Source organism: Psychrobacter sp. PAMC 21119 (assembly GCF_000247495.1).
Taxonomy (GTDB): domain Bacteria; phylum Pseudomonadota; class Gammaproteobacteria; order Pseudomonadales; family Moraxellaceae; genus Psychrobacter; species Psychrobacter glaciei.
Window position 1 is genome coordinate 76,123 of the sequence record NZ_AHVZ01000009.1, and the last position, 26,211, is coordinate 102,333.

Below are 26,211 nucleotides of genomic sequence, written 5' to 3' on the forward strand. Positions count from 1 at the left end.
CATTGCTATCGAGTATACTGAGCACTGCCGTTTAAAAAACAGCACAGAAATGTTATGCAACCGTGACAGTAAGCGTTTAGCATAAGAAGTGTAGCGAATAGAATCAATTGTTGAGCAGGTCTGAGTAGGTTAAGGTCATGACAGTTAATAGAAATATCCTAAATAAAATCAGCGTAGCCGGCGCGACTTTTGCGATGCTGTTAAAAAGTACCTTTATGATATCAGCGCTGCTGCTGATAAGTGTGCTAAGCACCAATGCCGCCCATAGCGCATGGTTTGAGCGTTTGATTCCGCAAGGTGAGACCTATACGGTACGCGAGATAGATCGTGATTTGGCATTCGTCATTGATGGTTTTATCTATGATGCGCGTACGTCTTGCTTTTTGGCAGTAGGCGATCGGGTGGTGTTTTTTGAAGGCCGTCACGGTATTGATTACCGTGCGACCATTTATGACTTGGATTCACGCGAGCGTTGTAATTTATTATTACGTGGTCGGCTATACGAATAAGAGAAACGCATGAATAAAATCAATACTAAAGAATACGATAAAAATTAAGCATAAAAAAAGCCCCAAACATTAAATGTCTGGGGCTTTTTAGAATACTTTAAACGAATGGTGGCTCGAGGCAGGTTCGAACTGCCGACACACGGATTTTCAATCCGTTGCTCTACCGACTGAGCTATCGAGCCGTCTTCGTTGAGGCGCTATTAAACTAAATATAGGCGTTACTGTCAAGTAGTTTTTGCATCATAAGCGATAAAAGATTAAAAAAAATGACTTATTTATCAAAATATCGCTTTTTAACGCTAAAACTAATCTTTGACACGCAGAAGCTCATACTCGCTCATGATACGGTGAATATCCGCATCAGCAGGGACAAACTCACGCACGCCTTTTTTCACTTCGGCATCATAAACCAGTTTAATAAACTTGGCATCGATAGCACGACCACGATTTTGGGTATGAACAGTAAGATACTGTAAGCGCTTGGCATCAGTTTGCCCGTCATCGAAGCAAGCAACGGCAGCGATAGGCTTGTCATTGAACATACCGACATATAGGTATTGCCCACGCTTAAAGCCTTGCTCAACGATATTTAATACCTCGAGACCATCAGGCTGCGCGTCATCGCTATCGTACAATGCCTGCAAGCGCTCTGCTAGCTCATTGTCGCGAGCAGGTTTTTTAATAAGTGGGGCATCCAAGCTATTAATGGCGATCGCTTCTAAAGGCATGGCAGTTCCTATAAACAAAGGGTTTTTATAGTATAAAGTAGCAGTATGACACAGCACTATGCCATAGAGAGTAGGCTATAGAATATGATGTCTCACAGTCAGTGCGAGTCATGATTGATAATACTGAACACACTATTTTAGCAGAATGCGGTAATTTTGTGCGTGGTTTACCGCTTGACCGTGGCGGTAAATGTTAGGGTTTGCTATGATGAGGCTATATAATATTTAGTACGTATAAACCCTAATGCCTTGATATCTTTTGTATATATCATTTTCTAATACATTTTTTGCTAGTGCTGATTCAGGTACTAGCAACAATGTAATAGGCGCTTTTTTGCCCTATTTATTGACCGCTTTTCACTGATAAAAAACTGATAGAGAGTAGCCATGACAGCCAATACAACGACGACCGCTGATACACCTGAGCAAACTGCACCAAAAAACCTAAATCTACATGGTCGCCCTGAACGTATCGCGACCGTTGAACGCATCACTGCCGAAACGCAAATCACTTGTACCGTGAATCTTGATGGTACGGGTCAAGGTACTGTAGACACTGGTGTGCCGTTTTTGGATCATATGATCGATCAAATCAAGCGTCACGGTTTGTTTGACTTAGATATCAAATGCAACGGTGATACGTTTATTGATGATCACCATAGCGTGGAAGACACGGGTATTACGCTTGGGCAAGCTTTTAATAAAGCATTGGGCGACAAAAAAGGCATCCGTCGTTATGGGCACTTTTATGCGCCGCTAGACGAAGCGTTGACGCGTGCGGTTGTCGATCTATCAGGTCGTCCGGGTTTGCATATGGACATTCCATTTACCCGCTCGCACGTGGGTCGTTTCGATGTTGATTTGTTCAGTGAGTTCTTTTACGGTTTCGTCAATCACTCATGGATGACGGTGCATTTAGACAATCTAAAAGGCAAAAACAGCCATCACCAAATCGAATCAACCTTCAAAGCCTTTGCTCGTGCGCTACGTATGGCTTGTGAATATGATGAGCGTGCGTTAAATACGCTACCATCGACCAAAGAGGCTTTCTAAGGCGCATTTAAGGTTCTTCTACGGTGTCAGTCAAGCTTGGCGTACTAGCTGTACAGCCTGCGCTTGACTTCCTTGTAGCAAAACCTTATCTACACCTTGGTAATAGCCAACAATATAGATAGTACAGTAGTCAAAATATTTAAAAATGAGAACCAATCGATGACTAAAGTAGCACTACTAGATTATGGTATGGGTAATTTGCATTCCGCCAGTAAAGCATTGTCGGCGGTCGGGGCAGAAGTCTCTATCACCAATGACCCCAAAGTTGTCGCTGCGGCAGACAAGATCGTCTTCCCCGGTGTCGGTGCCATGCGCGACTGTATCGCTGGTATGCACGAGGCAGGGATTGATGACGTCATACGCCATGCAGTGTTTAATAAGCCCGTTATGGCCATCTGTGTGGGCATGCAGGCATTGTTTGAGCAGTCATCTGAAAATGGCGGTACAGACTGTCTTAGTATCTTGAACGGCTCGGTAGAAGCCTTTAACCCTACGTGGAAAGACAAACAAGGTGCTACGATTAAAGTACCACACATGGGCTGGAATACGATCAGTGGTATGGACTTTGAGCATCCATTGTGGACGGGTATCGAGGACAATGCGCACTTTTACTTTGTGCATAGCTACTACTGTGAGCCTGCCGATAGCTCACAAGTTGCTGCTGTCTGTGACTATGGTCAGCCGTTTTGTGCCAGTGTCATCCAAGACAATCTATTTGCCACCCAATTCCACCCAGAAAAGAGCCATACCGCTGGCTTGCAACTGCTCAAGAATTTTGTAGAGTGGGATATTTAGCAAAATATGCGTCAAATATTTGATTTAGCAATCAGGTAGGTTCGCAATGGCGTAACCTGAGCGAGGAAGGAGTAAAGCATTGCTTTTCCCTCACGCAAGAGAGTTTGCATTGTCGCAAACTCTTTTTTATTTTAAATTTATACTTAATCGGTTTTTATTTATACTCAGCTATTCTCTATCTCTTATACACGGAATAAAATCGTGGATTTTTATATCTTCAAAAATAGTGTCGTGAATGCCACAGGATTGGAAAAAGATGCTTTACATATTTATGTAGGTATCAGCGTTTATCTATTAAGTTTAATCCTGATGCGTCCAATTTTTAAGAAGTACAGCGTTAGGGCATTTATTGCTTTAATTATGGTGACAGCTATCGCCTTATTGGGCGAGTATTTGGATAATCGCCAGACGATTACCGAGCTTGGCCTCTCAGCGATAGGCAGCGTAGAGCTTAAAGCCAGCATTCATGATTTGATCAATACGTGTCTGCTCTCTTACGTACTATATGGTTTTACCGTATGGACAAAGAGTTTTCAGTCAGTCAGTAAAGTTAAACCTATGATTAAACGACATCAAAAAACGGACTATTAGAGTCCGTTTTTTATTTTGCTCTTTGAGTTTATGATTGCTCATTTTCTGGCTTCATCATACAACTCGCGTACCACTTCACCAAATCACTTTGATACCATGCTTTTGCGTTTGTTCGTCAATAACAATACTCCTATAAGAACATCCACATAAGTGACTTCTAAAATAGCTTCTGCCCAAGTAGGTATAGTCGGTTCAGTATAATTTGGATACAAGGAAGGCGAGTGAAAGTACTACAAGTAGTAGACTAAGCAAGCTTGACACCGTATCCAATTTATAGAGGATTGACTATAGCTATTGCAGCGGTTGTAATTTGACAGATTAAACACGCTCTCTTTACAAAGCTTACGAAATATAAAAAGTCTTATCTATTTAACCCTTTCTCAGTTTGTTATCTTAAGATCAAAGAGGAGCGGTATCGGCGTATATCCTAAGCATATTGTCTTTAAATATCGCCTGATTAGGTATAGTCATTCCACTATAAAAGTATTACAGCGTTAACCTCGCTTGAAGTATCACATATACATCTACACTTGGTTGCCTTGTACTACTTTTAAATTGAATCGACTACATCCATCCTCCATAATTAATAATAAAAAGGAAAAACTATGAATATCCAAGATTTATTAGACAAGGCGAAAGATACCTTAGGTTTAGAATCAATTCAAATTGAGGAAGGGATTTATATTCCCTCCGTATCCTCACTCAAATTGGCCGCACCAAGTAAAACTAACTATGACCATACGGAATACAACGCGCCGTACACTGGTGATAAAAAAATTCTAATGGTCTGCACCGAAGAGCAGTACATGACCATGGAAAATGGTAAAAAATTCGATACTGGCAATCATCCCGTTGAAATGATGGTACCTTTACTGCATTTTAAGCAAGCAGGTTTTAAGGTAGACGTTTTCACCCCTACAGGCGAGTCTGTGAAAGTTGAACAGTGGGCAATGCCAGACAAAGATGACGACGTCAAAAAAATCTATGCTGAATATGAATCAACGCTGAATAACCCAAAAAGTATTGCTAACTTTGTCAAAAACGATATGGCTGATAGTGAAGATTATGCAGCAATCTTTATTCCGGGTGGTCATGGCGCGATGTTAGGTCTGCCCGAAGACCAAAACCTCGGTGAATTGCTACGTTGGGGTCATAATAGAGATTTATTTACTTTAGCTATTTGCCATGGCCCTGCGGCTTTATTAGCCGCTAATCTCGACAGTCCTAATGGGTCGGATAAGTCTGAAAGCGACTTTATCTTTAAAGGCTATAAGATGGTGGCGTTCCCCACTGATATGGATAAGCAAATGCCAAAAATTGGCTATCTGCCCGGTACGATGCCTTGGTACTTCGGTGAAAAGTTAGAAGATTTAGGTGTCACGATTAGCAATAAGCTCGCCTCAGGACAGACGCATCAAGATAGAAAGCTGATTTCAGGTGATGGGCCATTAGCCGCTAATGAATTTGGTAAGATCAGTGCTAAGGCTTTGTTAAAAGAGCTTAGCTAAACTGTTCTCATACGGTCATAGCATAAAAAAACGGACTATTAATAAGTCCGTTTTTTTCGTTTTACTATTTGAAATTTGATTCTAGCAGCTCATCTTATTTTTTGGCCTCATCATACAACTCACGCACCACTTCACCAATCGCTGCAATACCATCGGTTAGTGTCTGTTCATCAGCGGCGATACTCATACGAATACACTCGTGTGCATGCTGATAATCGCTGACATCGACACCGGGGAAGAAGTATTCGCTTGGCACAATAAGCGTACCTTTTTCTTTGAGACGCTCGTATAGCTCAAGGGTGCTAATCGGTAAGTCTTTAAACCACAACCACAAGAATATCGCGCCTTCAGGCTTATGAATCATTAGCGGGTAATCGCCCAATGCTTCTTTTAATAGCTTCACAGCGAGGGTGGCTTGCTTTTGATAAAACGGCTTAATCGCGTTATCAGATAACTGTTTGATACGATCGTTTTCTACCAGTGGTGTAGCAATCGCTGCACCAAAGCGTGTCGGTGCTAGATTCACCACCGCATTCATCGCGCTGACCGCTTCAATTACCTTCGCATCGGCAACGATAATACCAGTACGCATACCGGGCAGGCCAATTTTAGACAGGCTAAAGCAAAGAATCGTATTGTTATCCCACGTCAAATGCGCGTCTGAATAGATGATATTCGGGAAGGGCATACCGTAGGCATTATCAATGATGAGAGGGATGTCATAACGTTTGGCAATCTCGGCTAGATGCGCCATTTCTTCATCGGTCAGCACGTTGCCAGTCGGGTTGGTCGGGCGTGAGCAGCAAATCGCGCCGATACGACCTTCTTTTAGTGCTGGCAAGTTCTCTAATGCTTCAAAATCGACACGATATTTAAAGAAGCCTTCCTCACCATCATGAGTCACTTCATCGATATGCGGCAATACTGCTGCGAAATGCTGACCTTCGACATGCACATCGCTATAGCCGATATACTCAGGGGTCAATGGCAGTAGAATGGATTTGTCGATAGACTCGCTATTCTCATCAGCGAAAGCGCCGCCAAACAGATTAAACAGATAGAAAAAAGCATTCTGTGAGCCATTGGTCAAAGCAATATTTTCTGAGGTAAGGTTCCAATCATAATGGCGGTTAAAGAAGCCAACCAAGGCATCAATAAAGGCCGAATCACCTTGCGGATTAGAGTAATTCGCCATGCTGATAATAGCGCTACTATTGGGTACGCCTGCGTCGTTATCCGTGCCTAGCGCCTTATACGTCTCCAAAAACAGCTCATTGACGGCATCAATTTTGGCAGGGTTACCACCGCCCAGCATGTTGACTGGCTGATCGCTTTTTAGCGCATCGCCTAGATCATCCATCAATTGTGAGATGCCAGTGGGCTGGGTAAATTTCTGACCGAACTTTGAGAATTTCATAAGGCTACCATGCTGTTTGGGAGGGTGTTATAAGTTGGTATTTAACCGATAAAGTTGGGCTAGTATAGCAAATGAAAAGTATAAAATAAGCAAAGTGCGGAGCTGATATTGACTTATATGTCTATACAGCTTATGAAGCAAAAAAAACGTCCTCTACATGAATAGAGAGCGTTTTGATTTGAGGAGCTTAGTGAGGCTTTAGGTGAGTAGAAGAAGTACAACGTATTGCAATTATCTAATAATCAAAACCTTCGTTTTCTTTTCCCTTTTTAGCTTCTTCTAACTCTTGAATTTTGATAGCTTCTAACCATTCAGTGCGTTTAATTTCTAAATACGGAATATACTTTTCTAAGCTATTCTTAATCAAGTGCTCTTTGAGTGAGTCGAAGATATCAAGTTGCTCTCGCATGCCATTGGAGTAACTACCTGTATAACTGTGTATTTCATAGACATTATGGGCTAACACTGCATCTATAACAGACTCAGGGTTATTGCTCTTATCAATTAGATAAACCATTAAGTTACTCCAATGGAATTTTCTAATTCCTATTGAGTCTTCAATCCTTAATAAATTCGCGTATTTAATCCAAAAATCTATCCTTACTTGATCATCTTCACTTATCCATTCAGTTACTGCACTTTCTTCAGCATGAAATAGCAAATCTGAGCGACCCCACGATATAACATTAAATATTAGATATCCATTCTCTACAAATTTTTTGATAAACAGCTTAGTATCAGTTTCCAATAAAGATTTTAAGGCTACAAAGGTGTAATTTTCTTGAGATAATGATAAATATTTTTTTGAGTCAAATAGTTCAATAAATACCTCAAAAGATTTTTCTATACTCTTACTATTAGAGAGTAAAAGCTTAAGCATACTCTTTAATTCAAAAGTTTTATTACTATTGTAGATTGAAGGTAGACGTTCTAAAAAGGGTGAAATGTATTTATCAGATAGATTAACCATGTAGGTTGATTCAAACTGAAAGGTTTGTTCAATGGCATTTTCATAACCATTCTGAATCAAAGAATCAAAAACTTTTTCGAATTGCTCTGATGATATTTCTCCACGTTCTTTTTTCACAGAAATCCAAGCATAGTCGTAAAAATCAATATCTAGTTTTAAGTCTAACAATTTACACAGAAAGTCAAAGTCGTCATATGTTTGACTTAACTCAAAAGTTAACCAAGGTACGACTTGCTTAAATTCATCTGATTTCACTAGCTCTAAGATAGTTGATTTATAGTCACTAAAGGAGTTGTTTTTCAACTCCTTTAACAAGCCTAGTAATAAGTAAGGACGCCTACTTATTGATAAGTCTGTCAGTCCCTGTAAGACGTCATTTAAATTGCTATGTTCTATCAATTTTGGATAGATTACTGTACCGGTGTATTCAAGACTTGGGTTGTCGCTACTCAGTAATAGTGCAAGATAAGAGTGCAAGTCATTGTTGTTCACTAATTCGTTAGAAACATATTGAATAAAATTATTATAATTATAAAAGTTGAGAACTTTAAGCCTCAAGCGTTTATCAGCTTGTCTTTGATATCTTGCTAAATCAAAACCACCTATCAGTATATAATGCTGAATTAACTGTTTTAATTCACTTAACTTAGGTTGAAGCGTAATAATTAAACTTTGCAAGTTTTGAAGAGTTTGAGGGTGTTTCTTTTGTAACTCTTCATAATCATATGCAATAAGCTCATTCAAGGCAATTGAGGCTTTAATAAACGGTTTCCTACTATGGAAATCTAGTATATATCTATCCATAAACCCACCTTGATAACAACTTCGAATGAGTGGTTTTAGCTGACTGGTAAAAATCTCTTTAGCTTCTTCATACCCCAAAATATCAAGTTGGTTCAAAAGGTTTAACAAAAATTCAGTCCAATCCCAAATTTCACCATTGGTCTTGGGTTGATAACCGTAACTATATTTTTTTAAACCATTATCCGAATTGGAGTATAAAATGCCACCCGAATTAAAATCTAATGCTGATTTTAATATGTTTAATAGTATCTCATAATCTTCATTATCGAATAGCTGTTGTAGTAGTGGTTTTTTCAAATCTAATGTAGCTAAGCTTTCAGACATATAAAGACTAAAAATTGAGTCTAAAGTGCTTTGAATAGATGAGTTTTTTGGTTTATTTTTTGCTATAGCCAATAGTAAATTAAAAGACTGGCTAAGATTTTCATGCCTATAAGATAGGAGTTTAAGAAGGTATTCAATTTTAGAGATGTGAGGGTTTGTAGCAGTTAAAAAGAGATTATCTCGAGTATGACGTTCTTCTATTAAGTCTAAGATAGTTCTAGGTTCAATATGGGAGAGTAGTCGCAAGTAATTAATTTCTTCTTCAGAGATAGACCCGTCGAGAAGACTTTCACCTATAACTCCATCTTTATCTAGTATTTTTTGAACAAAATTGTGTACTACTTCATTGTCATGTAGGTAACTCAAACGTTTGATGAGTGACCGCTGTAATCGTGCTGGCATTTTAGTAAATATGTCATATAAATCGTCCTCATCAATCCATTGTAGTGCTTGTTTAGAAAGATGGTTTGCTAAGACATGAGGTAATATGGCTCTGAAATCACCACGTTGTTGAACAACATCTTTAGCCTTTAATTGCTCAATGACTTGTTTTGCGGTTCTAGGTGATATTTCAGTGATATCAGACAATATTTGCAGTTCTGAGTCTGGCTCTGATAAATCCTTAATATTAAATGAAAAAACCAGTGAGAAAACTTGAGCAATCTTGTAGTTCTCTTCATTGATCTGGCCATTTTGATAAAACAAACGCTCAAATAATTGCTGATCATTTAATATAGCAATATTATCTACATTATTCACAGTCGACGCGATAGCAAGAGCTAGTCGATAATTACCCCCTGTTAACTGCGCAATATCATGTGGGATAGGACTGTTGATTTCAGGGTAATGGCGTTCTATTACCTTTTGAACAAGAGTAGGACTATTTGGCTCAAGTTTAAAAACTGACGTTTTTTCGGGTAAGTCATCAGAAATATCATATTCGATAGTCAGTAGAGAAATCTGACTATCGTCATTAGTGATAGATTTAGTTAATATTTCATGTTGGTCACGCCCACAGTTATCAACGATAACGATAAATTTCTTATTTTTCTGTTTAAGACCTTCTATAAAGTGTAGTGGAAGAGGGGATGGTGATTCACCATAATCACAATACCAAACCTCTCTAACGTCTAGTGGATTCTTACCTATACGGTCGTCAAATAGTGCTTGAGCTAATCTAGTTTTACCGACACCAGATAAGCCTACAAGCCGAACAGAGTTTTTAGGCTGTTTTAAATCGTTGCGTATAGCGTTTATGCCGTTGATTACGTGACTTGCATCTTCTCTTTTCTGATTAGGTAGTACTACCTTAATATTGTTATCAGTAAAATATAGAGAGTCTACATTGGCTTGGGTGCTAGACCAATCCTTAAATCTATCCCAACCTTGATAATCATCATTCGTAAAAAAGTGTCTGGCTAAGTCATTATTTTCTACACAGACAAATTCAGATTCAAAAAAGGAATGCTCGTTCCAAATAACTTCAATACCTAATTCAGAGGAGCGATCTTCAATAGCTATAAGAGCTATAGATTTACTATCTTCACCATTACCTTGTCCCCATAACTTATTTGTATAAATCACTAGGTGGGTTAGCTCAGGGTAATTTTCCTTAATTGTATCTAAGGTTTTAATTAACTCATTTTTCTTTGATGATAGGGATATATCATAGAATTTAGATTGAAATCCTATTACTCTGTCTTCTAATTCAAGTGGTTGTTTTTCAATACCTGATTGATTCTTGTATCCAAACCAGCCCTTATTCAAATTATACTCTCGACAAAATAATAGGTAAGTAAACCATTCAAAAGTATCTTGAGGGTTAGCACTGAATTTTGCTTTAAATACATTCCAATCTGGTTGGATTATCATTTTGTACCTTTAAGAGATTGAGTGATGAAATGTTAATAGATATTAGCAAGTACATGACGTTACTGCTAGCTCTGATAGCAGTAGTTCTTCCGATGAACTGAGCTTCTCGTAGACTGATAAATGATATCGAATTAAAAAAACCCCTATAAAGGGGTTTTTCTTTGCAAAGCCAAAATCGAATATGATTAAATCATCGCCCTTACCCTAGCCATAATCCCGCGTCCAATCACCAATCTCACATAAATAATGGCAATGGCAAACAGCAATACGATTAATGCCACACCGCCAATAGCCAAGCTCGTCCACGGCACACTAAATTGTAGATTAAACCATTGCGTGATGGCCGCCCATGCGCCAACGCTAGCGATGACAACGGCAAAGGTCGCTGCACTGATACCAAGTACACCCAGCTCTAAGATATTGAGCATATACAAGTCACGCTTTTGCATTCCTAGCAGCCTAAAGGACGCGCTGTCTTTCATACGATCTTGTGAAGTAGACAGTAGTGAGCTGATCAGCACCATGACTCCAGTGAGCAGGGCAAGCAAGGTGAACACATAGACCAAGCGGCTCATTTGTACCACCAGCTCTTGGATTTGCTTCGCAATGGCAGTGCCATCAATGGTGGTGACAGCAGGGAACTCGCGTACCAGTTTGCCTTGCAGATCTGGAATGGTACTCTCTGACACGTGCGCGGTAGCAAACTGAATCTGCGGTGCAGCCGATAGCACGGACGGCTCAAACAAGAAGTAAAAATACGGGCTTGGGCCACGCTCATAGCGCGTGCGAATACTGGTGATTTGCCCGATGATTTCGATCCCTTGAATGTTAAAACGTACCTGATCACCCATGCCGACATTGAGCATACCTGCGGCAGTGTCCAAGATAGACAAGGGTTTGACTTGTTCATCTGTCGCATCGATAGGGGTGTATAGCGCGTCATCTGTGAGTGATTCAGTGATATATTCGGTCTCCATGACCGTATCTGCGTAGCTCAAGTTAAAGACACGCGTAGGATCATCAAACCCATCAGCAGGCACGATATCTTTTGCCACCACATCATTGGCCGTCTCCACACGCGCACGAATGACTGGATAATAAGTGACGGGCGCCTCAATGATCGCATCAATATCGTCATGTTGATCGCTCTGCACATCGAGCAAAAACAGATTGGGCGCGTCTTCAGGATAGGCATTGATAAACTGCGCATTGATACTATGATTGAGCGTAGTGATAAGCGTCAGTACCGCCACCGATAGTGATAAGGTGACAAAGAACAACGCTGATTGGTTGCCTTTACGCGCAAGGTTATGGATAGCGATACGCTGCATCCAACTGATCTTGGTTTTCGTCGCTACCTTGGCAAGTAACCACAGCCACCCACGAGCGAATAGCCAAAATATCGCCACTAGAGCAATCAAGCCGCCCAATAGCTGTGCCCCTAATGACAGCGAGCCAACCTCATAAGCAAAGAAGGCATATAGCCCTGCCAGCATTAGCCCATACCACAGTAATGGCACGCGTCGATACCAAGGCAGATTTTGCGTTTGCGTGCTCGCACCTTGACTCAGGAGGGTCGCGGGCTTGGTGGTGCTCAGCGTACTCAAACCACGCTGAGCGATCAGTAGCGTCAGGACTAAGGCAATGACAATGGTCTTGATGGCGCTGATTGGATTGATGGCTAGGCCAACGTCAGCAGGCAAGATAGCCACCATATACGGTTGACCGATTTTGAGTAAGCCCAAACTAAGCGCAATCGCTGCGATACAAGCGATAGCGGTCGTGATGATGAGCAATTGATAGTAGCTACGTTTAAGTGACCCAAGCGGCTCGCCTAGCGCTAAGCGAATGGCATTATTAGACTGCTGCTTACTGACAAACGCGCTAATGACGCCATACATGGCGACCGCAGATAGTAGCAACACCGCGATGACCAGTAGTTTTAAAAACATTAGGACATTGTCAGAGATACGCGAGACCGAAGTATCTGCAGACTCTGCGTCAGATAGCTCGATATCTGGATAATTGGTCAGGATGTCTGTGAGCTTGTCACGTTGCGTGGTTATCAGCTCAGGATCGCCTGCCATCTCAATGCGGTAGTTTATTCGGCTACGTTGACCCAATAGGTTGGTCGCTGCAAGCGAGTCTTGATGCATTAAGACACGACCCCCGAACCCAAATGTGGTCAGCGGTCGGTCAGGCTCTTTGGTCAGTACATCACCGATCGTGAATTGCGCATCGCCAATGGTGATACGGTCACCGACATTGGCCTGTAGGCTACTGAGTACTTCTGGTGCGACGATGACACTGTCAGATGTTAGCTGTTCCCACAGCGGCTGTCCTGAGGCAAGCTCCGCTGTGCCGTATAAGGGATACGACGGCGTGACGGCTTTGACGCTGGCAAGCAAGGTTTGCTCATCATTGACCAGCATGGCGCTAAACTGATAGTCATACACCGTCTGGGTATCAGGGATAGTTTCTACCTGCGTCAATACTTCGCTGGGCCAGTCTTGCTTACTGTTTAGGATTAGATCCCCACCAACGAGCGCGCGCTGATTGTCATTGATATAGCTATCAACAGACTGCTGTACAGAGTCGAGGGTCAAATAAGTTGCAAGCGACAGAGTCAACGTCAGTAGAAACAATACAGGATACACCCAGCGCTGCCACCAACTGCGGCTTAGTGCTTGTGAGCCTAGTGTTTGAAACCCTAGGGTACGGGCAAATAGTTGACTAAGGATGCCGCTAGGATAACTGGACTCTTGACGCATACTGGTATCAGTCTTTTTTGTATCAGGCGATTTATTGTCTGTGGGCTTACTATTCATTAAGATACAATCCAGTTATTCATGTAGGTACAATGTGGCCGTCATGCATGGTGATGACGCGATCTGCCATCTCGGCAAGCGCAGGATCATGGGTCACGACCACTAGTGCCGAACCGACTTGCTGTCTTAAGTCTAATAATAGTTGCATAACTTGATCGGCATTTTGCTCATCTAAATTGCCTGTAGGTTCATCCGCAAACACAATCTTTGGGTGCGATACCAGCGCTCGTGCCACTGCTGTACGTTGCTGTTCACCGCCTGATAATTGATTGGGTAAACTGTTACGTCTATGCCCTAAATCGACCGCGTCAATAAGCTCATCTACTCTCGCTTGATTTGGACGTCTCGCAATATCAAGTGGGAAGGCGATATTTTCAGCGACGGTCAGTGTTGGCAGTAGATGAAATGACTGAAAGACAAAGCCCATATCCTGCTGACGAATGACTGCCAGCGCATCTTCGTCAAGACTGCTAAGCATTTGACCTGCCAGCGACACCGTACCGCTATCGGGATAGTCTAATGCTGCGAGTAACCCTAGCAGAGTAGATTTACCCGAGCCTGATTTGCCCATGATGACCACAAACTCGCCAGCGTTGACATACATATCTACGTCTTTGATGATGGATAACTTTTGCTCACCGACTTGCACAGTTTTATTGAGTTTATTAGCGGTGAGTAGGGCAGCTTTTTTAGAATCTGCTTGTGGCATTGATGCGGCCATCGAAGGTGATGATGTCATTACAGTGTCTCGTTAAGTAGTCTCATTTGTCGTATTTTTTGTCATATAGTCAGGTCAATATGAAAAGAGTCAGCGTGACTGATATAAGTTTTTTGTCAACTCTGTCTGCACAGCAAGCAAGAAAAATTTGTACCAGTCACGCCTCATGATGTCGTATATCTATTTTATTTCGTATCGACTATATCGTTTTGAACCGTCTCAGTTGTACTGTCTGCATTGGCTGTTTTTAGTGCTTCCAGTTTGGGCGCTAAGATAGGCAAAATATTGTCATTGACGATAATTTTGTAGCCATCTTTAGTCGGATGAATCGCATCTGCTTGATTGAGCTCTCGGTCACCGCCAACGCCCTCTAAGAAAAATGGAATAAGCGTCAGGTTCATGTCTTTGGCAACACGTGGATAAATGTCTGAGAATGCCGCAACGTATTCACTGCCTAAATTGTCATAGATCGACATGCCGCCTAAGATGACGACACTGCCATTGTCCTGCAGGTGCTTAACCGCAGTACGAATATTGGCTTCAATTGTCGCCACATCGATACCACGTATGGCGTCGTTAGCACCGATGGTTAATATCGTAATATCGGGTTTGGTTTGTGATACCCAGTCTAAACGATTGACCAGCCCTGTACTGGTTTCACCGCTTAGACCTGAGTTGATAACCTTGGCATTAGCGTAGCCCATTTCTTGCAGACGATCTTCTAACTGAGCAGGGTAATTGTCATTTTTATCTACCCCAAGACCTTCCGTTAAGGAGTCGCCAAGGGCTAAAATAGTCAACGATGATGAATCGACTTGTTGCGCGGCAGCACTAGCACTTGTGGTTTCTTCAACCGCTACAGGCGCATTTATAGTTGCCGTTTCAGTGGTTTGTGGCTCGTTAGTCGTTTCTGTGTCAGGAGATTTTTGACAGCCACTTAGCATCAAGCCTACTGTCAATATACCGATACTCATCTTGTAAATAGTTGTGCTATAAACAGGTCGTTTAAGTAGGTCGAAGTTGTTATTTTTCATCATAGATACATCTCTTAATCAATCGAACCAGTGTAGCAAAATAAGAAGATAATCAATATTAGCTTAAAGTTACGGCAAGTAGATTCATTCTATCTTAAAGTTTCTTGCCATCAACCATCGCTGGGCGACTTACCAGCCAAGCAATCACAACGTTGATAATCATCAAAATGAGCATGATGAATAGCGGCAAATCCCAGCTACCAGTCGCCTCATGTAGCCAGCCTGTCCCTAGTGGACCAAAAAACGCAATCAAATAACCGACGAATTGCGCCATACCAGACAGCTCACTAGATTGGTTGGTTGTATAAGTACGTAAGGAGAACAGCATCATACTCAACGTAAAAATAGCGGAGCAGCCAATGCCCATCAGGCCTGACCACAGCCAAGCGAGTTCAGTGGATAAATAACTGATGCCTAAAATACCAATGACATTTAACACCGCTGCAAACACCGCCAGCGCCTGAATAGGGCGGCCACGGTTTACCAGCCATGTTAGGCTCAAGATAGCGATCGGTGCCATAAACTGGAACACCGAAGCCATTTGTCCTGCTTGGACTGCGGATAGCCCTTTACTCACCCAAATAGACGGCAAGAAACTGGCAACGGTGTAAAATAATAATGATTGCAGCCCCATAAAGACCGCAATCTGCCAAGCAAAAGGGGTGCGCCACATGGATATTTCTGAATACTCGGACGTAGGTAGCACAACCGTTTGATGACTAGACGAGCCTAGACGCAAGCGTAAAAATATCCAAATAACGATGGCAAAAATACCCAATAGCGACCATCCACCCAGTGCCCATTGCCAGCCCACTTGCTCAGATAATGGCAGTACCACTCCTGCGACGATACCTGCCGTTACCGTCATCGTTAGACTAAATAGCCCTGTTATCAATGGAATATGTTTGGGCGTGCGCTGTTTGATAACAGGAGCAGCTAAGGTATTCGCAAAACCGATAGCCAAGGTCAGCAATAATGTACCAACTAAAAACCCAGACCAAGTCGGGATAACGGTACGGACAATCATCCCTACCGTTAATAACCCAATCATCGCAATGAGCGTATTCTCAAGACCGAACCGCTTACCAATGGATGGCGCGATAAGCGCGCCCACTGCAAAGCTCAGCATGGGCACTGCCCCTAGCCAACCAATCTGCGTCTCAGAAATATTGAGCGCCTCTTGCACCACTGGCGCAATAGAGCCAAGAGCAACGATCGGTGCACGCATATTGGTGGCGAGCAAAACCATGGCGCATAAGACGAGCCAAAAAGTGAAGCGTGAGGAGGGTAGGTTGGAGGAAGAGGATAGATTGGATGAGGTAGACATAGCAGCACAACGATGACAATGAAAAAGAACACGTTATAAAACAGCGCCGAAACATCGTCGCTTGTAAAATAACACCAAAGAGCATTTATCCAGACACGTACCTAGACGGCAATCGACAGCATAAATCAGAATGAGAGATCGTTGTATAGTCAGGTCAATATAAAAAAGAGACAGCGTGACTGGTATAAATTTTTCGTAGCCTCTGTCTGCGTAGGCACAGAAAGCAAGAAAAGTTTGTGCCAGTCACGCATCATAATGTCGTGTACCCATTTTATTTAGTATCGACTATAGAGCGTAAAACATACGAGTTTTCTAGACTGACTTTGCTAAATCGGCAGGCAGGTTAGTAAGTTGTATGTGGTTGCTTCGAAACTTTATTTGAGACATTGTTTTGAAGCGTTATTTCGAGCTGCTGCTTTAGAACAGTGATAATAAAGGATGGCGATAATAAAAGATGGCATCGCACAATAAAAATAGCGCCAAGTCGCTTTTAAAGGACTTGACGCTATTATAAGAATAGAGGCGACACAAATACTACCAGCGTATGGTAACAACTATGGCTGCTAGACTGATTTGCCTAATTGAGCCGCTCTGAGCGCGTTTTCTTGGTGCTCTGCGATGATTGAGTCGCATTTATTGGGATCATTGCCACAAAACGAGCAATTTTCATCACCCATCAGTTTAGCAACACCGCCGCAAGATCCTCTAAGCGGCTTTTTTTTGACCATATAACCGATGCCCATAAACAGAAAGAACAGGACGAATACGGTAAAGGTAATAGCAAGCATGGGAAGCAATTGGCTAAGCATAGAGGAGACCTCGTTTTAAAAATGGGGCAGTTATCCATAGGGATAACCTATTAATAGTATAGCAAATTTTTACGCCGCTCGTTGATGCTTATGGTGTGCTTTATAGCATCACACTAGGGCATGTTCTCAATTCAACCGATAGCGATCTAAATATGCTAAAAGTGGTTAAACATCGCCAAACATCATCAAATAACTGGGTAATATCTCGATATTATCTGCGCTATTGTCCTTGTTTGACTGCCACTTACCTCACTTTTATCCTCATTTTTAAAATGAGGACACGCCCTAGAAATTTACGGTTGTTTATCTGCTCGCAAGTTTTTCATTGCCGATGTTTGTACTATTTGCCAATCATCAGTACTGTCCAAAGAATCACTAGGTTTGATACCCTCAGCTAATACAACAAACAGTGCGGCTAGATTTTGTTCATTAGCGACTCTCAGTGCCTTTTTATAAGGCATCGCAGTCAGTGCTGTTGCCCATGCATCTGCCAATGCGACCGAGTCTGCAGCAACCGTAACCGAAGGAGCGCCGCCCACGATAGGCTCGCCAGTGGTGGGGTCGATCGTGTGACTATAGTGCTTACCATCAAAGACGATGGAGTTGCGATAGTTTCCTGAAGTCGCTAGATGCATTTGAGTGGTAGTGTTTATAGGTTGACGAATGGCGGATATCGTTTGGCGTTCGCTGACGGTGCTGCCTTCAATAGGGGCATCAATCGCAATTTGCCACGGTTGCTGCTGGTTATTCACGCCAGAGGTCGCAATTTCGCCGCCGATCTCAACCATATAATTACGAATCTGATAATCGTCTCTAAGCACATCAGCGATGACATCGACCCCATAACCCTTGGCAACGGCAGAAAAATCTAGACCAACACCACCTTTGCTTTTATAGATCGATTTATCTTTTTTTATGATGCTTTCAAAGTCTACCAATGCTTTTGCTTGGGCAATCTCAAGTGCTGTTGGCGGGCTTTGTAGACGCTCGACAGTCATAGTGCTACCGAATCCCCACGTATCGACCAATGGCATAACAGTAGGATCAAAAGCACCGCCAGATTGTTCATAAACGACACGTGAGACATTGAGCACGCGACTAAAATCAGCGTCGATAATAATAGGGATATCTCTACCCAATTGATTAAACTTGGATATCGTTGAATCACTCTGGTAAGTCGACATGCTGTCATTAATCTGCTGCAAACGCTTATCAATCGCTGCTTGGATGGCGGCTTCATCTGCATCATCGGGCAGTTGATAGCTAATATGATAGCTTGTGCCCATCGTCTCACCACTCAGATAATTATAGTCTGGTGTTTGCTGGCAGGCACTAATACTTAAAGTGCCGACAAGACCAATGATGCCAAATAGGGCAAGATTCATAGTTTTTTTGGAAGATGAGCTGTATTCGGTATTATTCATAATGTTTTCGGTATGGCGCAAAAATGAGTAGGGTGTAAAACAAGCCATGCTTATTTTACACCCCTTGAGCCCAAAAATACCAATGAAGGCACTATTCAATGACAATTCGTTCGGTCGAGCAGCTTATTTTACTTGTGACTCACGGATAAGTTTATAGAGTTTTGGCGGTGATACCCGATTGACCCTAGTGGCCAGTTTTTCTTGTTTGCCACCAACGATGATATATTCTTTATTATTACCAAGCGCCTTCACGACCTGTTTAGCAAACTCAGTTGCACTCAGCCCTTTACTGGTCGCCTCATCCATCGTGCCTTGCGCGCTACCATCTCCTGTCAGCGCGTTAATAGAAACGTTGGTTTGGATAAATCCCGGAAATATCGTCGCAACTTCTATGCCTTGGTCATGCAATTCCGCACGCAAACTGTTCGCCCACATATGCAAGGCTGCTTTGGCTGCCCCATAAGCGCCGCGATATTGCGTACCGAGTAAGCCTGCAACACTTGATATCATCACTACCTTGCCGCCGCCTTGTGCGATCATGTCAGGCAACACCAATCTTGTCAGACGGGTTTGCGCAAAATAGTCTATCTCCATAATTTGCCGTTCAACATCTTCACTGGTCTCCATAATGAGTGAGCGTTGACTGACACCAGCATTATTAATCAGCCAGTCGATTTTTCCTGTCTGTGCGATAGCAGCGTCATAGGCTTCTTTCGCTTGCTCGGCATCACTAATATCAAAAGGCACGATGATGTGTTTTTTGCTGTGCTTGCAGCTTTTTTTGACCGCTGCTAATTTTTCCTCATCACGACCACTCAAAATAATCCGAGCACCGCGTTTGGCAAAAGCGATGGCTAAGGCTTCGCCAATACCGCTAGAAGCACCAGTTATCCAAATGGTTAATTCTTTCACTTTGGTTTTCATAAGAATCCTTTCTTAAAGCAATAAATAATCAATCATATAGGAGAGGGCAGGTAATCTGCTATTTAGATTTGTAGTCTTATTATTTGAACTTGGTACTTAATCGAAGCCAAAAAGAGAGCCTCAATTGAGACTCTCTTTTATAGTATTAATTTAATCGCGTTTCTCTAACCAGTCGGCTTAACCACCAAAGTCATCAAGCATGATGTTTTCGTCTTCAACACCAAGGCTATGTAACATGTCGATTACCGCCGCGTTCATCATCGGTGGCCCGCACATGTAGTATTCACAGTCTTCTGGATTTGGATGATCTTTTAGATACTCTTCTAGTAAGACGTTATGGATAAAGCCAGTATAGCCATCCCAATTGTCTTCAGGAAGTGGATCAGATAGGGCAACATGCCATTCAAAGTTCGCAAACTCTGCTTCTAGTTGATCATAGTCTTCAACATAGAACATCTCACGAATTGAGCGCGCACCGTACCAAAAACTAATCTTACGATCAGAGTTCAAGCGTTTTAGCTGATCAAAGATGTGCGAGCGCATTGGTGCCATGCCTGCACCACCACCGACGAAAATCATCTCAGTTTCGGTATCTTTGGCAAAGAACTCACCATAAGGACCTGAAACCGTCACTTTATCGCCAGGCTTTAAGCTAAATGTCCAAGAAGACATCTTACCTGGTGGGATACCGTCAGGACCACGTGGCGGTGGACTAGCGATACGAATGTTAAACTTAATCAGGCCTTTTTCTTCTGGGTAGTTGGCCATTGAGTACGCACGGATAACCGGCTCATCAACTTTTGAGACATAGTTGAAAATGCCGAATTTTTCCCAGTCTTCTCTATATTCTTCAGCCACATCGAAGTCTTTATAATGTACTTCATGCGGTGGCGCTTCTAGCTGTACATAACCACCAGCGCGGAAGTTAACTTCTTCGCCTTCTGGAATTTTGAGTACCAGCTCTTTAATAAAGGTAGCAACGTTATCGTTAGAGACAACCTCACATTCCCATTTTTGTACATCAAAGAATTCAGGGTCAATCTCAATTTTCATGTCTTGCTTGACGGCTACCTGACAGGCTAAGCGCATGTGATTGCGGATTTCGCCTTGAGTAAAATAGCCTTCTTCAGTCGGCAAGATAGAACCGCCGCCTTCAATAACGCGGCAACGACACTGCGCACAAGTACCACCGCCACCACAGGCTGAAGATAAGAAAATACCTTCGCTCGCCAGTGTTTGCAGCAGTTTACCACCTGCGGGTGTCACGACGTCATTATCGGGATTATCATTGATATGGATGGTAACATCGCCTGAACTGACCAGTCTTGAGCGTGCCGCCAAAATAATGGCGACAAGGCCCATGATGATCAAGGTAAACATAGCAACGCCACCAATCGCCGTAGCGTAATCCATGGTAGGTATCCTTAATCTATGGAGTAGGGGTGCGAAAAGACGTCATTGCGTTTTTCCTGAACCCCTACCGAATAAATGAATTAAATAGGTCAAATCGCTAAATAAGGTTTTAAGCTTAGCGGTCTAGATTGACATACCGCCGAAAGACATAAAGCCAAGTGACATCAGACCAACTGTGATAAAGGTAATACCAAGACCACGCAGCGGTGCTGGAATGTCTGAGTATTTTAGCTTCTCACGGATACCGGCCAATGCGGTAATCGCCAATGCCCAACCGAAACCTGCGCCTACGCCATATACCATCGATTCGCCAAAGTTATAGTCACGCTCAACCATAAATAGTACACCACCTAAGATGGCACAGTTGACAGTGATGAGCGGTAAGAATACCCCAAGGGCGTTATACAGACTTGGAACAAACTTATCCAAGAACATCTCTAGAATCTGTACGGTCGCAGCAATCAGACCAATATAACTGAGCAAGCCCAAAAAGCTTAAGTCAATATCAGGGAAGCCTGCCCATGCCAGCGCACCGTCTTTTAGGATGAACTGAAATAGTAAGTTGTTTAATGGCACAGTGATGGCCATTACGACGACAACTGCAACACCTAAGCCGATAGCGGTTGAAACCTTCTTTGATACTGCCAAGAAAGTACACATACCTAAGAAGTAGGCAAGCGCCATATTCTCAATAAAGACTGAGGTTATAAATAAGCTAACATAATGTCCCATTAGTGACCGCCTCCATGTGCCATGCCTTTAGACTGCGGCTTCATTACAAACTCGGCTTCTTCAACCTGCTCTGGTTTCCAAATACGAACAATGGCAATGAATAATCCAATGATAAAGAATGCTGACGGTGGCAACAGTAATAGACCGTTTGGAATATACCAACCGCCATCAGTGACAGGCTGTAGGATAGTGATACCAAACCATGTACCTGAGCCAAGTAGCTCACGGATGGTCGCTACAAACAACAGTACCGCAGAGTAACCAAGACCATTACCAATACCGTCTAAAAAGCTGGGTACGGGTGGGTTGCTCATCGCAAATGCTTCGGCACGGCCCATCACGATACAGTTGGTGATAATCAAACCAACGAAGACTGACAAGCCCTTGCTGACATCATAAGCCACGGCTTTTAGCACCTGATCGACCAAGATAACCAGTGAGGCAATGATGGTCATCTGTACAATAATACGAATACTTGATGGGATTTGCTTACGAATAATAGAGATAAAGAAGCTCGAAAACGCCGTTACCAGTGTCAACGCCACACACATCACCAACGCATTGGCCATGCTGGTCGTCACCGCCAATGCCGAACAGATACCTAAGATCTGTAGGGCAATGGGGTTATTATCAAAGATAGGCGAGGTTAAAATACTTTTAGTGTCAGCCATGTTATGCCTCCTTGCCGTTTGCTACTGGTAGAGTCGCTGCCAGTTCGGTTGTCGGTTGAGCGCTCTTATTGTCTGGTTGTGTCGACTGGCTCGCTTGGGCATCAACGCTATCAAGCGTTTTACCGTTCTGTTCACGTAGCAAATCTAGGTAAGGCTTATAGCCTTGCTCACCCAACCAAAACTGAATCATGTTGCTCACACCGCGACTGGTTAGCGTCGCACCGCTGATACCATCAACCCAGTTATCTTTTGGATTGCCCGCTTTGGTTACGCCCGTTGCCACGTCACCGTTTTCGTCATATGAGTGGATACCAGTCCACATCGCGCGCCATTTCGGCTCTTCGATGCGAGCGCCAAGACCTGGGGTTTCTTTATGCTCATAAAAGCTGATACCTTTGATGGTATTCATGTCACTTTCGAGCGTTAAGAAACCATAAATCGTACCCCATAGGCCATAGCCTTGAATCGGCAGTACAACCATCTCAGGCTTACCCGCGTCATCGTTTTTGACATAGACTTTGGCGTATTTAGGTTTACGACCAATACTGGCTGGATCGTTATCACCTAGGTCATCGCTTAGTGCTTTGTTTTTGGTGGCTTGGCTGGCGTCATAAGCATTACGATCAGGGATGCCTGCCGCTTTTAGTGCGGCGTCATCTACATAATTGCCTTTATTCAAATCAATGATTTTTACTTCAAAATCTTTGAATCGCTCAGCAACGTCGTCAGCAGTATCAGATTCAGCATCGTACATATCGGCTGCGACTAAAATGTTTTTGTTGCGGTCTAAGCGCGCATTTTCGACTTGCGCTGGTTTTAGACCCACCGCGACTGCTGAGACCAATACGGAACACACCAAACATAGCGTCAACGCTACGCTGATGGTTTTCGCGTTGTTACTTTTGGGCTTGGACATAGCGAACCCTCCGAGCGGTTTGGCGTTTGATGTTTGCTTGAGTCACAAAATAATCAAACAATGGAGCAAATAAGTTGGCAAATAGAATGGCCAGCATGATGCCTTCTGGGAAGGCTGGGTTGATGACACGAATCAATACCGTCATAAAACCAATCAAAATACCATAAGCCCAGCGGCCTTTATTGGTATGCGCAGCTGAGACAGGATCGGTCGCCATAAAGACTGCACCGAATGCAAAGCCACCAATGACTAGATGCCAGTAAAAAGGTAAGCTCATCATCATATTGTCTTTAGAGCCAATCATATTAAATACAAGAGACGTAGCAATCAAACCGACGACACAACCTGCCATGATGCGCCATGAGGCAATACGCGTCCATAGTAAAACTGCTGCACCCATTAGGATAGCCAGCGTTGATACTTCACCAATACTACCTTGCATATTGCCTAAGAACGCATCACTCCAAGTGATTGCATTACCATAGACATCGACAAAATCCTGAGGTACTACACCAAGTGCCGCTAGGCCAAGTGGTGTCGCTCCTGAGAAGCCATCAACCGCTGTCCATACTGAGTCGCCTGACATGTAAGCAGGATACGCAAAGTATAGGAACGCACGACCCGATAGGGCAGGGTTCAAGAAGTTTTTGCCCGTACCACCAAAGACTTCTTTTGCCACGACCACACCAAAGATAATACCTAGGGCTACTTGCCATAAAGGAATATCTGGTGGTAGACATAGTGCAAATAGTACCGAGGTCACAAAGAAGCCTTCATTGACTTCATGCCCGCGCACGACGGCAAAGATAATCTCACAGAGAATACCAACGCCAAAGGTCACAAGGTAGATTGGCAAAAACTGCATCGCGCCATAGACAAAGCTTGCCCAGATACTGTCTGGGTTATAGCCTGCCATGCTGGTAATGATGGTACGCCAGCCTTCAGGTTGTAAGCCAAGCTGAGTGATAGCCGTTAGTGCTTGATGACCGATGTTGTACATACCCCAAAACATTGCTGGGAACGTACATAGCCATACGGTAATCATAATGCGTTTTAGATCAATACCGTCACGCACGTGTGAGGACGCGTATGCCGTTGAGCTTGGTTGACGCAAAAAAGTATCAAACATCTCAAAGATGGCATAGTATTTTTCATGTTTGCCACCTTTGGTGAAAGACGGCTCCATACGATCGAACATATTGTGTAAAAATTTCATCGTGGTTAGCCCTCCAGTTCAATGCGCGTCAAGTTATCACGCAAAATATCACCGAATTCATATTTGCCAGGAGAAACGAAGGTGCATAATGCTAAATCTTCTTCGTCCAATTCAAGTACGCCCAAGTCTACTGCCGTGATAATGTCTTCAACGATTAACGCGCGCAATAGTTGCGTTGGCAGATAGTCTTGTGGCATGACTTCTTCGTAAACCCCGATAGGCACCATCGCTCGCGGTGAGCCGTTACTCGTGGTGGTAAAGTTATACTTTTTGCCACCAAAAAACTGCGAAATATAGATAGGCAGTTTTGAGAAACGGTTTGCACCTGGACTAAAGAAGTGAAATGCTGGACGCTCATGACCTTCAGGTAAAACGCTGATCTGGTCATGGAAACGACCAACATAGGCACTATTCGAGAATGACTGGCGACCCGATAGCACTGAACCTGAAATAATACGGTTCTCGCCATCGATCAGCTGACCTTTCGTCAAGGCTGTGATATCAGCACCACGTTCAGTTGCGATTAGGTGCGGATTTTTGACCGCAGGGCCTGCTAAGCTAAGCATACGACGTGTATATAAGCGACCGGTGGTAAATAATTTACCAATCGCAATCACGTCTTGATAGCCAATCGTCCAGACGCTCACGCCGCGCATGATTGGATGCAAGAAGTGAATGTGTGTGCCAGCCAGACCTGCTGGATGTTTGCCAGCAAAACTATGATATTCAGTGACATTATTAGCCGCGGTTTTCGCAACTGGCGTCAACTGGGCATCACCATGATGGCAGACAAAGGTCTTTGGGCTGAGCGTCGACAGTACCGCAAGTCCGTCGTTGAACGCTTGCAGTTGCTCATTAATCAGCAGCATCGGGTCAAACGCTAATGGATTGGTATCCATAGCGGTGACAAAGATGGCATGCGGACGAGCACCGATTTCGGGAGCGCGGCTATAGGGACGCGTACGAAACGCCGTCCATTCGCCAGAGGCGAGCAGTTGGGTTTCAACGGTTTCTGAGTCTAGGTCAGCCAGTTGCTGGGAGTCATAGCGCTGAAAGTCTATTTCCTCACCATTGGGATCGACCGCAATGACAAGACTCTCGAACACACGACGCTCACCGCGTTTGATCGCGATAACTTTACCCGCAGCAGGTGCCGTATAGATAACGCCAACCCGTTTTTTATCTTCAAAAACGGGCTGACCTTTTGCTACGGTGTCACCTTCTTTGACATTCATTGTGGGCTTCATACCCACATAATCATAGCCAACGAGTGCCACATGGGCAGGTCTGTGCTCAGATATCTCGCGGGAGGGTTCACCAGTGATGGGCAAATCCAAACCTTTTTTGATGGTAATCATAAGCGAAAACTTAGTCCATAGTCTAAAACGATACCAGACGTCCTGTTTGGTATATCGGTAGCATGAACATCTGCGTCATTTAATAAAGCCCTCATGTATCTCTTCCCATAGCAAGGCGAAGAAAAAGTGCTCAAATATAACGCTTGATCATAACTACTAGTAAGAGTATTAACGCTGACCTTAGACTCCTTAACAACACGTTAATGTCTTATTCGAATTACCAAAGTGGCGACTGGCTACCAAGGTGTATGGCAAAATCATCCAATCAAA

The 26,211-nt window shown here is 43.2% G+C and carries 21 protein-coding genes and 1 tRNA gene; 5 read left to right on the top strand and 17 right to left on the bottom strand.

Annotated features, from left to right (window positions below; translation table 11 throughout):
* Positions 1 to 137 precede the first annotated feature (137 nt).
* A complete protein-coding gene (locus RH96_RS03285; protein WP_010197263.1) occupies positions 138 to 509 on the top strand; it encodes a hypothetical protein in 372 nt (123 codons plus the stop codon).
* Between the two features lie 106 nt (positions 510 to 615).
* Here RH96_RS03285 and RH96_RS03290 read toward each other — a convergent pair.
* Together RH96_RS03290 and RH96_RS03295 are read right to left on the bottom strand one after the other, a co-directional pair.
* A tRNA-Phe gene (locus RH96_RS03290) sits at positions 616 to 691 on the bottom strand.
* Between the two features lie 123 nt (positions 692 to 814).
* Entirely contained in the window at positions 815 to 1,237 is a 423-nt protein-coding gene (locus RH96_RS03295; protein WP_010197267.1) for a hypothetical protein, read from the bottom strand.
* A 387-nt stretch (positions 1,238 to 1,624) separates the two neighbouring features.
* Between RH96_RS03295 and hisB the strand changes: the two genes are divergently transcribed.
* The 4 genes from hisB to RH96_RS03315 all read left to right on the top strand — a co-directional run bounded on the left by hisB (position 1,625) and on the right by RH96_RS03315 (position 5,184).
* Positions 1,625 to 2,290 carry an imidazoleglycerol-phosphate dehydratase HisB gene (gene hisB, locus RH96_RS03300; protein ID WP_010197269.1) on the top strand — a complete coding sequence of 222 codons (666 nt, stop codon included), beginning with the start codon at positions 1,625 to 1,627 and terminating at the stop codon, positions 2,288 to 2,290.
* Positions 2,291 to 2,449: 159 nt separating this feature from the next.
* Positions 2,450 to 3,085: an imidazole glycerol phosphate synthase subunit HisH gene (hisH, locus tag RH96_RS03305; RefSeq protein ID WP_010197271.1), complete on the top strand. Its 636-nt coding sequence runs from the start codon at positions 2,450 to 2,452 to the stop codon at positions 3,083 to 3,085.
* 201 nt (positions 3,086 to 3,286) lie between these two features.
* Positions 3,287 to 3,676 carry a hypothetical protein gene (locus RH96_RS03310; protein ID WP_010197273.1) on the top strand — a complete coding sequence of 130 codons (390 nt, stop codon included), beginning with the start codon at positions 3,287 to 3,289 and terminating at the stop codon, positions 3,674 to 3,676.
* Between the two features lie 605 nt (positions 3,677 to 4,281).
* Positions 4,282 to 5,184 carry a DJ-1/PfpI family protein gene (locus RH96_RS03315; protein WP_010197275.1) on the top strand — a complete coding sequence of 301 codons (903 nt, stop codon included), beginning with the start codon at positions 4,282 to 4,284 and terminating at the stop codon, positions 5,182 to 5,184.
* A 94-nt stretch (positions 5,185 to 5,278) separates the two neighbouring features.
* Here RH96_RS03315 and RH96_RS03320 read toward each other — a convergent pair whose 3' ends face one another.
* The 15 genes from RH96_RS03320 to RH96_RS03390 form a co-directional block, all read right to left on the bottom strand.
* Positions 5,279 to 6,601: a valine--pyruvate transaminase gene (locus tag RH96_RS03320; RefSeq protein WP_010197278.1), complete on the bottom strand. Its 1,323-nt coding sequence runs from the start codon at positions 6,599 to 6,601 to the stop codon at positions 5,279 to 5,281.
* A 235-nt stretch (positions 6,602 to 6,836) separates the two neighbouring features.
* Positions 6,837 to 10,571 (bottom strand): hypothetical protein, encoded by a 3,735-nt coding sequence (locus RH96_RS03325; protein WP_010197280.1) that lies wholly within the window; start codon positions 10,569 to 10,571, stop codon positions 6,837 to 6,839.
* A gap of 185 nt (positions 10,572 to 10,756) precedes the next feature.
* Positions 10,757 to 13,399 (bottom strand): ABC transporter permease, encoded by a 2,643-nt coding sequence (locus RH96_RS03330; RefSeq protein ID WP_010197282.1) that lies wholly within the window; start codon positions 13,397 to 13,399, stop codon positions 10,757 to 10,759.
* Between the two features lie 19 nt (positions 13,400 to 13,418).
* A complete protein-coding gene (locus tag RH96_RS03335) occupies positions 13,419 to 14,138 on the bottom strand; it encodes an ABC transporter ATP-binding protein (RefSeq protein WP_010197284.1) in 720 nt (239 codons plus the stop codon).
* A gap of 164 nt (positions 14,139 to 14,302) precedes the next feature.
* The gene (locus tag RH96_RS03340) at positions 14,303 to 15,154 is read right to left on the bottom strand and encodes an arylesterase (protein ID WP_010197286.1); all 852 of its coding nucleotides are present in this window, start codon (positions 15,152 to 15,154) and stop codon (positions 14,303 to 14,305) included.
* A gap of 91 nt (positions 15,155 to 15,245) precedes the next feature.
* A complete protein-coding gene (locus RH96_RS03345) occupies positions 15,246 to 16,478 on the bottom strand; it encodes a CynX/NimT family MFS transporter (RefSeq protein WP_051000709.1) in 1,233 nt (410 codons plus the stop codon).
* A 563-nt stretch (positions 16,479 to 17,041) separates the two neighbouring features.
* The gene (nqrM, locus tag RH96_RS03350) at positions 17,042 to 17,287 is read right to left on the bottom strand and encodes a (Na+)-NQR maturation NqrM (protein ID WP_010197291.1); all 246 of its coding nucleotides are present in this window, start codon (positions 17,285 to 17,287) and stop codon (positions 17,042 to 17,044) included.
* 293 nt (positions 17,288 to 17,580) lie between these two features.
* A complete protein-coding gene (locus RH96_RS03355) occupies positions 17,581 to 18,672 on the bottom strand; it encodes an FAD:protein FMN transferase (RefSeq protein ID WP_413540220.1) in 1,092 nt (363 codons plus the stop codon).
* Positions 18,673 to 18,834: 162 nt separating this feature from the next.
* Complete coding sequence (locus RH96_RS03360; RefSeq protein WP_010197296.1) at positions 18,835 to 19,635, bottom strand: SDR family oxidoreductase; 801 nt, start codon at positions 19,633 to 19,635, stop codon at positions 18,835 to 18,837.
* 177 nt (positions 19,636 to 19,812) lie between these two features.
* Complete coding sequence (gene nqrF, locus RH96_RS03365; RefSeq protein WP_010197298.1) at positions 19,813 to 21,048, bottom strand: NADH:ubiquinone reductase (Na(+)-transporting) subunit F; 1,236 nt, start codon at positions 21,046 to 21,048, stop codon at positions 19,813 to 19,815.
* Positions 21,049 to 21,171: 123 nt separating this feature from the next.
* A complete protein-coding gene (gene nqrE / locus RH96_RS03370) occupies positions 21,172 to 21,780 on the bottom strand; it encodes an NADH:ubiquinone reductase (Na(+)-transporting) subunit E (protein ID WP_010197300.1) in 609 nt (202 codons plus the stop codon).
* Positions 21,780 to 22,451, bottom strand: a complete 672-nt coding sequence (locus tag RH96_RS03375; RefSeq protein ID WP_010197301.1) for an NADH:ubiquinone reductase (Na(+)-transporting) subunit D — start codon at positions 22,449 to 22,451, stop codon at positions 21,780 to 21,782. Before RH96_RS03375 ends, nqrE begins: the two co-directional genes overlap by 1 nt.
* A gap of 1 nt (position 22,452) precedes the next feature.
* A complete protein-coding gene (locus RH96_RS03380; protein ID WP_010197302.1) occupies positions 22,453 to 23,367 on the bottom strand; it encodes a Na(+)-translocating NADH-quinone reductase subunit C in 915 nt (304 codons plus the stop codon).
* Positions 23,348 to 24,583 (bottom strand): NADH:ubiquinone reductase (Na(+)-transporting) subunit B, encoded by a 1,236-nt coding sequence (locus tag RH96_RS03385; protein ID WP_010197303.1) that lies wholly within the window; start codon positions 24,581 to 24,583, stop codon positions 23,348 to 23,350. Before RH96_RS03385 ends, RH96_RS03380 begins: the two co-directional genes overlap by 20 nt.
* 5 nt (positions 24,584 to 24,588) lie before the next feature.
* A complete protein-coding gene (locus RH96_RS03390; RefSeq protein WP_010197304.1) occupies positions 24,589 to 25,941 on the bottom strand; it encodes a Na(+)-translocating NADH-quinone reductase subunit A in 1,353 nt (450 codons plus the stop codon).
* Between the last annotated feature and the right edge of the window lie 270 nt (positions 25,942 to 26,211).

Coding starts and splice junctions, on each gene's coding strand:
- RH96_RS03320 (WP_010197278.1), bottom strand. CDS start 6,601: ATGAAATTCTCAAAGTTCGGTCAGAAATTTACCCAGCCCACTGGCATC.
- RH96_RS03380 (WP_010197302.1), bottom strand. CDS start 23,367: ATGTCCAAGCCCAAAAGTAACAACGCGAAAACCATCAGCGTAGCGTTG.
- RH96_RS03315 (WP_010197275.1), top strand. CDS start 4,282: ATGAATATCCAAGATTTATTAGACAAGGCGAAAGATACCTTAGGTTTA.
- RH96_RS03335 (WP_010197284.1), bottom strand. CDS start 14,138: ATGACATCATCACCTTCGATGGCCGCATCAATGCCACAAGCAGATTCT.
- hisH (WP_010197271.1), top strand. CDS start 2,450: ATGACTAAAGTAGCACTACTAGATTATGGTATGGGTAATTTGCATTCC.
- RH96_RS03295 (WP_010197267.1), bottom strand. CDS start 1,237: ATGCCTTTAGAAGCGATCGCCATTAATAGCTTGGATGCCCCACTTATT.
- RH96_RS03330 (WP_010197282.1), bottom strand. CDS start 13,399: ATGAATAGTAAGCCCACAGACAATAAATCGCCTGATACAAAAAAGACT.
- nqrE (WP_010197300.1), bottom strand. CDS start 21,780: ATGGGACATTATGTTAGCTTATTTATAACCTCAGTCTTTATTGAGAAT.
- nqrF (WP_010197298.1), bottom strand. CDS start 21,048: ATGGATTACGCTACGGCGATTGGTGGCGTTGCTATGTTTACCTTGATC.
- RH96_RS03390 (WP_010197304.1), bottom strand. CDS start 25,941: ATGATTACCATCAAAAAAGGTTTGGATTTGCCCATCACTGGTGAACCC.
- RH96_RS03285 (WP_010197263.1), top strand. CDS start 138: ATGACAGTTAATAGAAATATCCTAAATAAAATCAGCGTAGCCGGCGCG.
- hisB (WP_010197269.1), top strand. CDS start 1,625: ATGACAGCCAATACAACGACGACCGCTGATACACCTGAGCAAACTGCA.
- RH96_RS03345 (WP_051000709.1), bottom strand. CDS start 16,478: ATGTCTACCTCATCCAATCTATCCTCTTCCTCCAACCTACCCTCCTCA.
- RH96_RS03375 (WP_010197301.1), bottom strand. CDS start 22,451: ATGGCTGACACTAAAAGTATTTTAACCTCGCCTATCTTTGATAATAAC.
- RH96_RS03385 (WP_010197303.1), bottom strand. CDS start 24,583: ATGAAATTTTTACACAATATGTTCGATCGTATGGAGCCGTCTTTCACC.
- RH96_RS03360 (WP_010197296.1), bottom strand. CDS start 19,635: ATGAAAACCAAAGTGAAAGAATTAACCATTTGGATAACTGGTGCTTCT.
- RH96_RS03355 (WP_413540220.1), bottom strand. CDS start 18,672: ATGAATCTTGCCCTATTTGGCATCATTGGTCTTGTCGGCACTTTAAGT.
- RH96_RS03340 (WP_010197286.1), bottom strand. CDS start 15,154: ATGATGAAAAATAACAACTTCGACCTACTTAAACGACCTGTTTATAGC.
- RH96_RS03325 (WP_010197280.1), bottom strand. CDS start 10,571: ATGATAATCCAACCAGATTGGAATGTATTTAAAGCAAAATTCAGTGCT.
- nqrM (WP_010197291.1), bottom strand. CDS start 17,287: ATGCTTAGCCAATTGCTTCCCATGCTTGCTATTACCTTTACCGTATTC.